This window comes from Streptomyces sp. NPDC004647 (assembly GCF_040609575.1).
Taxonomy (GTDB): Bacteria; Actinomycetota; Actinomycetes; order Streptomycetales; family Streptomycetaceae; genus Streptomyces.
In genome coordinates this window covers 29454-41604 of the sequence record NZ_JBEXKU010000034.1, presented here as the reverse complement: position 1 = coordinate 41604, position 12151 = coordinate 29454, and the positions used below count along the sequence as shown (strand labels likewise).

Below are 12151 nucleotides of genomic sequence, written 5' to 3'. Positions count from 1 at the left end.
CCGGTTCGCCCCGGATGCCGCGCCGCCCCCCGTTCACGCGGACGCAACCTTTCCGTCGTCTCACCTGTCTTGGCAGTGACGGGACTTGAGATGACGGGGCGGACGTGGGCGTATGGGTCACCAATGGACGATCCTGCGAGCGGCGACAGCCGTGTCCGCGTTCGCGGCGGCGACCTGCCTCGGGACGGCGCAGGCCAGGGCGGCCGACCCGGCCCTGGTGATCCAGGCCCCCGCCCGGTACTACACGTACCCGGCCGGAGAGGGCCCGCAAGGCGGCGACCTCTTCCTCCTCCACCTCAACCTCGAACGGGCCGAGGGCGAAGAGCCGCTCGCCGAGGATGTCGAGCTGACCATCGACGCCTCCGCCCTCAAGGGCAAGGCCGTCCTGAAGCCCACGAACGGCTCGTGCAAGGACCCGGAGAAGGATCTGGTCTTCAGCTGCTCCTACGGCTCGATCGACGGGAAGACCAGCGTCCAGCCCTTCCACATCCAGGGCGCGGAGGGAGTGAAACCCGGATACGCAGGCCTGATCGAGTACACCGCCACCGCCTCCAACGCGCCGTCGGCCAAGGCGAAGACGAAAGTTTTCATCGACGGACCCAGGCTCGCCGAGCGCAAGCACGCCCCGCTGAAGGTCACCGCCCCCGGCTCGACGGTCGAGGTGACCCCGGGCGTCGCCAACCACGGCCAGCTGGCCGCCGACCAGGGCATCGGCATCAAGCTGTACGGCGTCGACGGCGTCGAAGTGGCCCGCGAGCACAGCAACTGCCACTACAAGACCTGGGCCGGCACCTCCGCGTACTGCCTGTTCGAGACCCCGCTCGAGCCGGGCGCCGCGTACGAGTTCAGCGAGCCCTTCCGCTTCAAGGTCTCGCCCGCGCTGATGTACGGCTCGATCGGCTACAGCACCTGGGCCATCGGAAGCGGTGACCCGTGGGAGTACGAGCAGCCGGAGGACTTCGCCGAGACCGGGTCCCGCGCCCCGCTCACCCTGAAACTCGTGGACGACAAGGGCTTCGAGGACTTCGGCGGCCATACCGAGCTCACCACCACCCAGCACGCGGACTTCCGGGCGGTCACGGGCACCCTCGAGGGCAGGGTCGGCGAAACGGTTCCGCTCACCCTCGGCGCCCGCAACGAAGGCCCGGGCTCCATGGACCTGACCGGCTACAGCAGCCACGGAACCGGCACATACGAGGTCACTCCGCCCGAGGGCACCACGATCACCTCCATCCCCTTCCCGGGCGAGGAGGACGACTGGGCCTGCTCGCCGAAGAAGAAGGGCAGCAGGACGCATGTCTGCGGCATCGACGAGCGCTTCGAGAGCGGCGAACAGGACACTCTCGTGTTCAACGTGCGCCTCGACAGGAAGGTGAAGGGCGCCGAGGGGAGGATCACGGTGACCGACCGTGCCGACTACCCGACGCGTGACACGGAGCCGGGCAACAACACGGCTGCGATCCCCGTGAAGATCACCGGTAGCGACGGGACGGGCGGGGGCCCGGCGGCCGGCGGGAAGAGCGGCGGTCCGGCCTCCGGGGCCTCCGCCGATACGTCCGGCACGTCGGGCGCGGACGCCGGGGCCACCAGCGGCGGCACCGGCACCGGTGGCGGCTCCATGGCCGGTACGGGCGCCGGCGGCATCGGCTCCGTTCTCGGTGCCTCGGCCGTGCTCGCCGTCGCGGGAGCCACCGCCCTGGCGCTCGCGCGGCGCCGACAGGCCCGCTCCTGAACCATCTCTCCGTCGGCCCGTTCCGCCCCCTCCCCGGAACGGGCCGACACCCCCGGTACATACCGCTGAGCAAAATTTGTCCGCTTAGCACTTAAAGTCGGTTCATGCCCACGCCATACGGTTCCCGCGGCGCCATGGCGTTCAGCGCCGATGAGCTGCGCGTCCTGCGCCGCGCCCTTGCCATCGCCCTGCAGCCCGCCCCCGGCCCTCCCGCCTCCGGCCGGGAGGAGGAGGTCCAGGAGCTGTTCCGCCTGACCGAGGCCGTGGACGAGGCGGTCCGCGAAGGCGGCCGACTGCGTGCCTTCCTCCTCGCCGACCTCGCCCGCTACCGCGCCGCTCTGCCCGGGGCCGCCATCGGCTATCTGAAGCGGCTCCAGGGCGCCCTGTCCGACGGCCACCTCCCCGGTGCGGACGACCTCGCCGCACTCCGTACGCTCTGCTCCGGCCAGGCCGGCGGGGCGGAGGCCGAGCGTCGGCGTGTGCTGTTGCACCGCTGCGAAGTGCTGGCCGAGCAGTCCGTGCGGGACCGGCTTGCGCGGCGGGCGCGGGCGTCCGGGCCGGCCCGGACGCAGCCCGCTCCGGCCCGGCTGGTCGCGCTGCCGGGCGGCCGTGCCGCCGACGAGCCGGCGAAGCCGAAGCCGAAGCCCAAGCCGAAAGCAGAGCCGAAGTCCGAGCCCGAGAAGGAGCCCGAGGACGAGCCCCGGACCAAGCCGGAGAAGTCCCCTGGTCCGCCGTCCCCGGCCGAGCATCCGGGCCGCCCGGTGCCCACTCCGGCCGAGGTCTTTCCGCCGCGGCGCCGCACCACGGGCCCGCCGGAGCGCCGCCCCGAGCAATTGGTCGCGGGCTGACTGGCTATTCTGGGCCCATGGAATACGTCTCCGCGCTGCTGCCCCCCGTGGTCATGGCCATTGCCTTCACCGCGCTGGTCGTGACGATCGTGAAGAGCCAGGGCGGCGCCAACAAGGCCAAGGAGGACGCCGCGGTCGACGCGGTGCTCGCGGATGCCGAGAATGCGCACGTGCGGGTGCCGCGACAGGTTCCGACGAGCGGCGACGCCCGGGCCTGAGTGGCGTTCGAGGGCGGCCCAAAACGGGCCGCGTCAGTGAGCGCCGGCTGAGCGTACGAAGGCGCACGACCGGGAACAACCGTCCCGGCCGTGCGCCTTTTTGTCATGCAAATCAACCGGCATTGTGGACATCTCCCACTATTATTCCAATGTGGTTCGACGATTGGGTGACCTCGAAGACGCGGTGATGACACGGGTGTGGCAGTGGAACCGGCCGGTCACCGTTCGAGAAGTCCTGGAAGACCTTCAGCAGGAACGCTCCATCGCTTACACGACGGTCATGACCGTAATGGACAACCTGCATCAGAAGGGCTGGGTCCGCCGGGAAGCGGAAGGCCGCGCCTATCGATATGAGGCCGTCTCCACCCGTGCCGCGTACTCCGCCGCACTCATGAACGAGGCGTGGTCCACCAGTGACAACCCCGCAGCCGCGCTAGTCGCCTTCTTCGGCATGATGTCGGCGGAACAGCGGGAGGCGCTCCGGGACGCGATGCGAGTCGTACAACTCGACGATCCCGATGAGAGTCCGCCGGACGCGGGGCGATAGCGTCCGCACATGTCTCCGGTATCAAAAGAGGTCACAGTACGGCGCGCGAGGACGAGCGATGTGACCGCGGTGCGCGGGCTCATCGACGGGTACGTGAGCGCCGGGATCCTGCTCGACAAAGCGACGGTGACTCTTTACGAGGACATCCAGGAGTTTTGGGTCGCCGAGCGCGACGAGGACGCCGAAGTCGTGGGCTGCGGCGCTCTCCACGTGATGTGGGAAGACCTGGCCGAGGTACGCACGCTGGCCGTGGATCCGCGGCTGAAGGGCACCGGCGTCGGCCACCAGGTACTGGCCAAGCTGCTGCAGACCGCACGCTGGCTCGGTGTTCGGCGAATTTTCTGCCTCACCTTCGAACTCGACTTCTTCATGAAGCATGGTTTCGTCGAGATCGGGGAGACGCCGGTGGACGGGGATGTCTACAGCGAGCTGCTGCGTTCCTATGACGAGGGAGTCGCCGAGTTCCTGGGCCTCGAACGGGTGAAGCCGAACACTCTGGGCAACAGCCGGATGCTTCTGAACCTGTGATCCACAGATCCCTATGTCCGAAACGCGCACGTTTCCCGCGCTGATGCGCTGCTGAACCTCACCCGGGGGTTTGTGTTTTTCCCGGAAAGGCGGTTTCCTTTCCGCGTACTGCTTTTTCGATGAAAGGGAATCCAGTGGCACAGAAGGTTCAGGTCCTTCTTGTCGATGACCTCGACGGTGGCGAGGCGGACGAGACTGTGACGTTCGCGCTGGACGGCAAGACCTTCGAGATCGACCTCACCACCTCCAATGCGGACAAGCTCCGCGGGCTGCTCGAGCCGTACGCCAAGAGCGGTCGTCGCACCGGTGGCCGTGCCGCCGCCGGTCGGAGCAAGGTGCGTTCGGCTTCCGGAGGCAGCGGCCAGGACACCGCGAAGATCCGTGCGTGGGCGAAGGAGAACGGCTACAGCGTCAACGACCGCGGCCGCGTCCCGGCCGAGATCCGCGAGGCATACGAGAAGGCGAACGGCTGAGCGCACGAAGCGCGCAGCAACCGGGCCCGGTGGACCTCTGTTGCCACCGCGCCCAGGAGCCGTACGAGATCGGGGGCGAGCTCCGTGCCGCCCCCGCCGCCCGGGGACCCGCCCCACAGGGTCGCCGTCGGAAGCGTCGGCTCCACCTCGCAACCCGGTTCGGGAGGCCGCAGCCACACCGGCTGCGTCCGGCCGTGAGCGGCCTCCCGCGAGCCCGTCGGCCGGGGTGCGGGCATCCGGTCCCCGCGGCCGAGTGCGACCAGGTCCAGGGCGACTCCGCCCCATTCCAGCCAGTCGAGCAGCTCCGGCAGCTGCTCCGCGCTGCCCGCGGCCACCAGCAGCTGCATTCGCCGTCCGTCGATCGCGACCGGGCCGGTCCGCGGGAATCTGCGAAGTACGGCGAATCCGGCGTTCGCAGGCAGCTCCAGGACGTCGAAGCGCGCCCCGGTGAGCAACTCCACCGGCTGTCCGCCGCCGCCTGCGACGGCCCAGCCGAGCTCGCGCTCGTACCACCGCCGTACGGCGTCGGGGTCGAGCGGCGGTCGGGGGCGCGGGAATGCAAGGGCCATGCCTGGAGCAACTACCGAACCCCGTGAGGGTTACGCACAGTTGGACAATGGGTACGGAGAGTGGTAGGGGGCGGGGGCGCACAGAAGCAGGGCGGGGGCGTAAGGATGTTCGCCCGTAGCGGAGGGAAATTGCCCGCGCCGCATGGAGTGTCAGCGCTTGCGGGTAAAGACTTTCCTAGTGGGAGGGGCGACGCGCGCGTCGGCCGTGGATGGCGTTCGCCATCGGCGTAGTGGTATCGAGGGTATACGCCTGGCCTGCGGGAACATCGTCTCGCACCATCGGGTTGGAGCTGTTGTCGGCTGTTCGGGGCAGGAGGCCTGGGACGGGTGTCGGCAGTTGGAATGAGCTGTCCCGTGTTGCGGGACTAGCATGCGGAAGGACAGGGAGGGGACCGTCCCCGATCTGCCTGACCGCTCTGAGGAGCGATTAACGATGTTCGAGAGGTTCACCGACCGTGCGCGGCGGGTTGTCGTCCTGGCTCAGGAAGAAGCCCGGATGCTCAACCACAACTACATCGGCACCGAGCACATCCTCCTGGGCCTGATCCACGAGGGTGAGGGTGTCGCCGCTAAGGCCCTGGAGAGCCTCGGGATTTCGCTCGAGGCGGTCCGCCAGCAGGTGGAGGAGATCATCGGTCAGGGCCAGCAGGCCCCGTCCGGGCACATCCCCTTCACCCCTCGTGCCAAGAAGGTCCTGGAGCTTTCGCTCCGCGAGGCCCTCCAGCTCGGCCACAACTACATCGGCACTGAGCACATTCTGCTCGGCCTGATCCGCGAGGGCGAGGGCGTCGCCGCCCAGGTCCTCGTGAAGCTGGGCGCCGATCTGAACCGGGTGCGGCAGCAGGTCATCCAGCTGCTCTCCGGCTACCAGGGCAAGGAGGCCGCCACGGCAGGCGGCCCGGCCGAGGGCACCCCCTCGACCTCCCTTGTGCTGGACCAGTTCGGCCGCAACCTGACTCAGGCCGCCCGCGAATCCAAGCTCGACCCGGTCATCGGGCGCGAGAAGGAGATCGAGCGGGTCATGCAGGTGCTTTCGCGCCGTACCAAGAACAACCCGGTTCTCATCGGCGAGCCCGGCGTCGGCAAGACGGCGGTCGTCGAGGGCCTGGCCCAGGCCATCGTCAAGGGCGAGGTGCCGGAGACCCTCAAGGAGAAGCACCTCTACACCCTGGATCTGGGCGCCCTGGTCGCCGGCTCCCGTTACCGCGGTGACTTCGAGGAGCGCCTGAAGAAGGTGCTCAAGGAGATCCGCACCCGCGGCGACATCATCCTGTTCATCGACGAGCTCCATACCCTGGTGGGTGCGGGCGCCGCCGAGGGCGCGATCGACGCCGCCAGCATCCTGAAGCCGATGCTGGCCCGCGGTGAGCTGCAGACCATTGGTGCGACGACGCTCGAGGAGTACCGCAAGTACCTCGAGAAGGACGCCGCCCTGGAGCGCCGCTTCCAGCCGATCCAGGTCGCGGAGCCGTCGCTGCCGCACACCATCGAGATCCTCAAGGGGCTCCGGGACCGTTACGAGGCGCACCACCGCGTCTCGATCACGGACTCGGCCCTGGTCGCGGCCGCCACTCTTGCCGACCGGTACATCTCGGACCGCTTCCTGCCGGACAAGGCGATCGACCTGATCGACGAGGCCGGTTCCCGGATGCGTATCCGCCGGATGACCGCTCCGCCGGACCTGCGCGAGTTCGACGAGAAGATCGCCGACGTGCGCCGGGACAAGGAGTCGGCCATCGACTCCCAGGACTTCGAGAAGGCCGCGTCCCTCCGGGACAAGGAGAAGCAGCTTCTCGCGGCCAAGGCGAAGCGGGAGAAGGAGTGGAAGGCCGGCGACATGGATGTCGTCGCCGAGGTGGACGAGGAGCTGATCGCCGAGGTTCTGGCGACGGCCACGGGCATCCCGGTCTTCAAGCTCACCGAGGAGGAGTCCTCGCGGCTGCTGCGTATGGAGGACGAGCTCCACAAGCGCGTCATCGGCCAGAAGGACGCCATCAAGGCGCTCTCTCAGGCGATCCGCCGTACCCGTGCCGGCCTGAAGGACCCGAAGCGCCCCGGCGGTTCGTTCATCTTCGCGGGCCCGTCGGGTGTCGGTAAGACGGAGCTCTCCAAGACCCTGGCGGAGTTCCTCTTCGGCGACGAGGACGCGCTCATCCAGCTCGACATGTCGGAGTTCAGCGAGAAGCACACCGTCTCGCGGCTCTTCGGCTCGCCTCCCGGCTATGTCGGCTACGAGGAGGGCGGCCAGCTCACCGAGAAGGTGCGCCGCAAGCCGTTCTCCGTGGTCCTCTTCGACGAGGTCGAGAAGGCCCACCCGGACATCTTCAACTCCCTGTTGCAGATCCTGGAGGACGGTCGTCTGACCGACTCCCAGGGCCGGGTCGTGGACTTCAAGAACACGGTCATCATCATGACGACCAACCTCGGTACCCGGGACATCTCCAAGGGCTTCAACCTGGGCTTCGCGGCCGTGGGCGACGTCAAGACCGGCTACGAGCGGATGAAGAACAAGGTCAACGACGAGCTCAAGCAGCACTTCCGGCCGGAGTTCCTCAACCGTGTCGACGACACCGTCGTCTTCCACCAGCTGACCGAGGAAGACATCATTCAGATCGTCGACCTCATGCTCGGCAAGGTGGACGAGCGGCTCAAGGACCGCGACATGGGCATCGAGCTCAGCGCCGAGGCCAAGAAGCTGCTGGCGGACAAGGGTTACGACCCGGTGCTCGGCGCCCGTCCGCTGCGCCGGACGATCCAGCGTCAGATCGAGGACGTGCTCTCGGAGAAGATCCTCTTCGGCGAGCTGCGCCCCGGTCACATCGTGGTCGTCGACACCGAGGGCGAGGGTGAGGAGAAGAAGTTCACCTTCCGCGGCGAGGAGAAGTCGGCGCTGCCGGACGTGCCTCCGATCGAGTCGGCGGCGGGTGGTTCGGGCCCCAACCTGAGCAAGGACGCGTGATCGCTGCGCGCTGAGCGGTCAGTGAGCGAAGGGGTCTGCCCGGAACCGTGCGACGGTTCCGGGCAGACCCCTTTGAGCTCCGGTACCGCTCTATGACCTCGGGTTCGCCCCGAGTTGTCCGGTCCCGTTTGCGGTCCCGGTCCCGTTCGCGGCCGCGGTCCCGGTCCCGTTTGCGACCGCGGTCCCGGTCCCGTTCATGGTTCCGCTCGAGTTCTGGTTCTGGCCCTGGTTCTGGCCCTGGCCCTGCGCCTGATTCTGGCCCTGCCCCTGGTTCTGGTTCTGGCCCTGCCCCTGGTTCTGGCCCTGCCCCTGGTTCTGGTTCTGGCCCTGCGCCTGGTTCTGGCCCTGCCCCTGGGCGTTGTTCATGCCGTTGTTGTGGCCGTTGTTGTTGTTGTGGTTGTTGTTGTGGTTGTTGTGGCCGTTGTCGTGGTCGTTGTCACGGCCGTTCTCCCGGAAGTCGTCACGGCGTTCGTCACGGCGTTCGTCACGGAAGTCGTCACGGCGTTCGTCACCGTCACCGCCCCCGCCGCCTCCGCCCTGGTCCCCGGTGTTTCCGGAGACGGCAAGGCCGGCACTGGCACCACTCTGCTCCTCGGGGTGACCGGAGGAGGCGCTGGCGGGGAAGGCCAGCGAAGCCAAGACAGTCGCGCAGCCTATGGTGGCCGCCGCGGCACGAGTGAAGGCACGCATACAGTGCTCCATCCTTGAGGGGGGAGTCGGCACGGTTGACCTCGTGGTGCGCCGCTCCCGAGGAATCGATCCGAGTCCGACGCTAAGCCCGCACCAATCGATACGCATCCATAGCGGGCATTAGGTGGACAGGGCCGCACAGAGCGCCGTGTACACCGCACAGCCCACGGGTCAACGACCCCATGGGCCGACGCCGATGGCCCGGTTCACCCGCGTGGGCGAGGGTGCACGCCGATGTCCACGTGAGCGAGGCCGCCGGTTCCCGTAGCCGGGAGTACGCGGTGGAGGCTCAGGTGCCGAAGTTCCGGCAAGGCCGCCAGCGGCGACAGATCGGGCCTCGGCAGGGGATCCATCAGGCTGCCCAGGCTGAGCGTGCGCAGTCCGGGGAAGGCCGAAACGATCGTGGAGAGCGTGTGGTTGAGAACGTCGTCCGGAATGCCGATGTTGGTCAGGTAAAGACCGCGCAGATGAGGCATTGCGAAATTCTCGGGGAGCCGGAGCGGTGCGGCCGCGGGAGTGAGACCGAAGCCGAGAGTCTCCAGCGCGGGCAGCCGCGCCAGCTCCGCCCAGTGTGCGGGTCCGAAGCCTTCCGTCATGTTCACCCCCAGATCCCTGAGTTCCCGCCGGCCACTGACACCGATGATCTGGTCATCGAGAGGGTGCTCGAGGAAGAGGAACGTCAGAGGCGCACTCGCCGGGAGAGCCGCCAGCCCTTGCTCCGGCAGCGGGTCGCAGAGAAGCAACGACTCGAGTCCGGACAGCTCCGACAGACCGGTGAGTGCCGACGACGCCCCCGTTCCCTCGACTGTCAGAGAGCGGAGCGGAAGGCCGGCGGGTAGCGACAGATCGGAGACCTCCGGGCATTGGCGAAGGGCGAGCGATTCGAGCGCGGAGAATCCCCTCAGCAGATCGAGATCGCGGAGCTCCGGATTGCCCTCGATACGGAGATGGGTGAGCCGTTCCGAATCCAGCCCGTCCAGCAGTTGCCGCGAGCTGAAAGGACCCACGGCCTGAAGACGGGAAGAGCGGTCGAGCGCCCTCAGTGTGCGCAATTCCTCGGGCGACGTGGCCACGAAGTCCAGTCCCTCGGAGGGCAGATGGCGCAGGACGTCATGCGCGTAGCGATCTGTGTCGAATCGCTGCCAGGTCCAGGCGAGTTGGGACCGTACTCCGATCGAAGGGTGCCGGCGGAACCGTTTCAGAACGGGGATCGCGGCGTCCGTTCCGATGAATGAGGCCGTATTCACCACATTCACCGCTTCGTCGTCCAGCAGTCCTTCGGGGCCGGGGAGCACTTCGAGAACGACGGGCCCGGCGGCGGCGAGGGCCCGTGCCTCCTCGGTCGACCTCGGCGGAATGAGCGCCGCCGCCCGCTCCTCCACCGCACCGCGTACGCGGGGGTCCAGTTCCGTGGCGTGCTCCAGGCAGGCCATGGCCAGGAGGTGGACACGGTTACGGGCCGTCCGGTCCTCGGTCCCGTCGCCGTGGGTGACCAACTGATCGAGGAGTTCGGCCCGTTCGCGCGGGCGGGCGTGGGCGACGGCCATGCGCAGCACGTCCTCCCACTGCGCGTCGGCGGCGTTCTTGATCAGCAGCCCGATGTCCCAGGCCTCCACGGCTGCTTTGGCACCGAGGTAGTCCTGGAAGGTCCGGTGCACGAAGTCCACGGCGCCCGCCGTCGGTTCACGCAGCAAGCCGCTGCGCAGCAGCAGATGGCGGAAGACCTGGTCCGCATCGCCTTGGGACGCTGCGGACGGAACGGACGGCAGAGCCTCGGCGATGATCCGCTCGGCGTGGCCGCGGTCCAGTTCGGTGCGGCCGTTGCGGATGAGCCAGTAGGCGAGGCGCTGGAGAAGCTGGATCTGTGGCTCGTCGCCCAGCTCGATGCCGTCCGGGCCGCACATGTCGCGCTCGCGGTCCCGGCGGCTGAGGAGCATGGAGAGCGCCGCGTCGTAGAGCTCTTTGCGGCCGTGGGGCAGATAGCCCCGGCGGTCGCGGTGGAGGGCGCAGATCAGACCGCACATCAGGGGGTTGGTGGCGAGGCGGCTGAGATCCTGCTTGGTCCGTACGGCGTCCAGCAGGGACTGCTCGTAGCCGCCGAGACGGTCCGTATCGGCGCTGTCGGGGCGCGCTGCCGCGTGCCATCGCTGGATGAAGGCCGCCACGTCGTCGCGGCGCATCGGGGAGAGCGTCAGCTCGGTGAAGCCGTCGGAGGTGAGCCAGTCCCCGCGTACGGCGGAGGGCCGGGACGTGACCAGCCACGCGTTGCCGGGAAAGGCGCCGAGCACATCACGGAGCCAGCGGCGTGTCGGCTCGCGGTCGCGCTCCGGAATCTCGTCGATGCCGTCGACGAGCAGCAGGCCGCGGCCGGCGGACAGCACGCGATCGGTCCAGCCCGACGGCTGCGCTCCGGCGATCGGGCAGTTCACGGCGGCGAGGAACCGGTCCGGCGTGGGCAGCCCCGCGCTGTTGCGGATCAGCGTGCGCAGCGGGAGGACGAAGGGGATGCGGTCGCGGAGGTGGGCGGGCCGGTCGTCGGGGGACTGCTTGGCGGCGGACACGGCCAGCCACTGGACGAGGGTGGTCTTGCCGGAGCCCGCGACGCCGCGCAGGAGCACCCGCTCGCGCCCGGCGAGCGCCTGCTCGGCGGGGAGCGGCGCGCTCATGGCGGAGACGAGCTCATACGAACCGTCGTCCCGCGGAAACGCTGTCGAGCCCTTCGGCTCGGTGGCCGGGGTGGCCTCCAGGCTCAGATACGCCGAGTCCAGCGGCCAGCGGTCCGGGGAGTCGGACAGGTCGATGCCGTAGATGGTGAGCCGGCCGTGCTTCTGCGTGATGTGGGCGAGATAGCGGGCCTCGAAGGCGGCGTCGGCCCCGTCCGGCCGGGGCGTACGGGCGATGAGCTCGTCGATCTTGGCGATCATCTCCGCCTGGCGCCTGGACTGGTCGACGAGGGTGCGGGCGACGAAGGTCGAACGCTGGGTGAAGAAGTGCAGCATGTGCAGGCACGCGGTGACGAGGACGCTCGCGCAGAGTGCCTCGGCGTCCGCGGAGAGGTGCTGGTCGGGGTTCCCGGCGGCACGTCGTAACCGGTCGGCGAGGGCCGTGTGGCCGAGCTGGACCGCCTGGACGTCGTCCAGGTCCAGGTCGCCGAGCGCGTGCAGGGTGCGGGTGACGGCGTCGGTCACGGCCTCCCGCTCGCCGTCCGGCGGCCGGTCGTGCGGTCCGGCCGCCTCGCAGGTCCGGACGACGAGCTTCGCGGCGAGACGGTGTACGTCCGTCTCCGTCAGCGTGCGCTTTTCACCTCTGAAAGCAACGAGACGGGAGATTCGTACCGGTTTGTCCACCAGCCCCGCGCCCGGTCCCTCCGCTACGAACAACTTCCTGACCAGCGGTTTTACGGCGCTCGAAGCGAGTCGAGCGCCTATGACTGCGGGATCCACGTCCCTGGCCCCCCGGCGGCGATACGGCGATCAGTGGCGACTGCGTGAACAGCGTAGAGCGGGGCCGGGGCGGGCGCAGCGGGCGTCGGCCCCGTTCCTTCCGGGAACCTGCGCAAAGCCGCGTGAGGGCTCCCCGCAAGCCTT

10 protein-coding genes are annotated in these 12151 nt (G+C 68.7%); 7 read left to right on the top strand and 3 right to left on the bottom strand.

The genetic code is table 11. The features are described 5' to 3' along the window. Nucleotides 1-112: 112 nt before the first annotated feature. The 6 genes from ABZW18_RS17205 (at nt 113) to ABZW18_RS17180 (ending at nt 4346) form a co-directional block, all read left to right on the top strand. Nucleotides 113-1732, top strand: coding sequence for a hypothetical protein (locus ABZW18_RS17205; protein ID WP_356188081.1), 1620 nt, complete (start codon nt 113-115; stop codon nt 1730-1732). Between the two features lie 104 nt (nt 1733-1836). Next, complete coding sequence (locus ABZW18_RS17200; protein WP_356188079.1) at nt 1837-2580, top strand: hypothetical protein; 744 nt, start codon at nt 1837-1839, stop codon at nt 2578-2580. A gap of 17 nt (nt 2581-2597) precedes the next feature. Next, nucleotides 2598-2798, top strand: a complete 201-nt coding sequence (locus tag ABZW18_RS17195) for a hypothetical protein (RefSeq protein WP_356188077.1) — start codon at nt 2598-2600, stop codon at nt 2796-2798. Between the two features lie 151 nt (nt 2799-2949). Further along, the gene (locus ABZW18_RS17190) at nt 2950-3345 is read left to right on the top strand and encodes a BlaI/MecI/CopY family transcriptional regulator (RefSeq protein ID WP_356188075.1); all 396 of its coding nucleotides are present in this window, start codon (nt 2950-2952) and stop codon (nt 3343-3345) included. A gap of 9 nt (nt 3346-3354) precedes the next feature. Beyond that, nucleotides 3355-3873: an amino-acid N-acetyltransferase gene (locus ABZW18_RS17185; RefSeq protein ID WP_356188073.1), complete on the top strand. Its 519-nt coding sequence runs from the start codon at nt 3355-3357 to the stop codon at nt 3871-3873. A 134-nt stretch (nt 3874-4007) separates the two neighbouring features. After that, nucleotides 4008-4346 carry an Lsr2 family protein gene (locus ABZW18_RS17180; RefSeq protein ID WP_356188071.1) on the top strand — a complete coding sequence of 113 codons (339 nt, stop codon included), beginning with the start codon at nt 4008-4010 and terminating at the stop codon, nt 4344-4346. Here the strand turns inward: ABZW18_RS17180 and ABZW18_RS17175 are convergent. Beyond that, nucleotides 4277-4915, bottom strand: coding sequence for an SCO3374 family protein (locus tag ABZW18_RS17175; RefSeq protein WP_356188069.1), 639 nt, complete (start codon nt 4913-4915; stop codon nt 4277-4279). The two genes, ABZW18_RS17180 and ABZW18_RS17175, sit on opposite strands and share 70 nt — an antisense overlap. Nucleotides 4916-5348: 433 nt before the next feature. Here ABZW18_RS17175 and ABZW18_RS17170 point away from each other — a divergent pair, with 433 nt between their 5' ends. Next, on the top strand, nt 5349-7874 hold the full coding sequence (locus tag ABZW18_RS17170) for an ATP-dependent Clp protease ATP-binding subunit (protein ID WP_356188067.1): 2526 nt from the start codon (nt 5349-5351) through the stop codon (nt 7872-7874). Between the two features lie 90 nt (nt 7875-7964). Here the strand turns inward: ABZW18_RS17170 and ABZW18_RS17165 are convergent, their stop codons facing one another. Further along, nucleotides 7965-8564 carry a hypothetical protein gene (locus ABZW18_RS17165; RefSeq protein WP_356188065.1) on the bottom strand — a complete coding sequence of 200 codons (600 nt, stop codon included), beginning with the start codon at nt 8562-8564 and terminating at the stop codon, nt 7965-7967. Between the two features lie 206 nt (nt 8565-8770). After that, the gene (locus tag ABZW18_RS17160; protein ID WP_356188063.1) at nt 8771-12007 is read right to left on the bottom strand and encodes an NACHT domain-containing protein; all 3237 of its coding nucleotides are present in this window, start codon (nt 12005-12007) and stop codon (nt 8771-8773) included. Nucleotides 12008-12151 lie beyond the last annotated feature (144 nt).

Excerpts from the sequence above, each read along its gene's own strand:
- ABZW18_RS17205 (WP_356188081.1), top strand. The coding sequence starts at position 113 with ATGGGTCACCAATGGACGATCCTGCGAGCGGCGACAGCCGTGTCCGCG.
- ABZW18_RS17200 (WP_356188079.1), top strand. The coding sequence starts at position 1,837 with ATGCCCACGCCATACGGTTCCCGCGGCGCCATGGCGTTCAGCGCCGAT.
- ABZW18_RS17195 (WP_356188077.1), top strand. The coding sequence starts at position 2,598 with ATGGAATACGTCTCCGCGCTGCTGCCCCCCGTGGTCATGGCCATTGCC.
- ABZW18_RS17185 (WP_356188073.1), top strand. The coding sequence starts at position 3,355 with ATGTCTCCGGTATCAAAAGAGGTCACAGTACGGCGCGCGAGGACGAGC.
- ABZW18_RS17175 (WP_356188069.1), bottom strand. The coding sequence starts at position 4,915 with ATGGCCCTTGCATTCCCGCGCCCCCGACCGCCGCTCGACCCCGACGCC.
- ABZW18_RS17170 (WP_356188067.1), top strand. The coding sequence starts at position 5,349 with ATGTTCGAGAGGTTCACCGACCGTGCGCGGCGGGTTGTCGTCCTGGCT.
- ABZW18_RS17165 (WP_356188065.1), bottom strand. The coding sequence starts at position 8,564 with ATGCGTGCCTTCACTCGTGCCGCGGCGGCCACCATAGGCTGCGCGACT.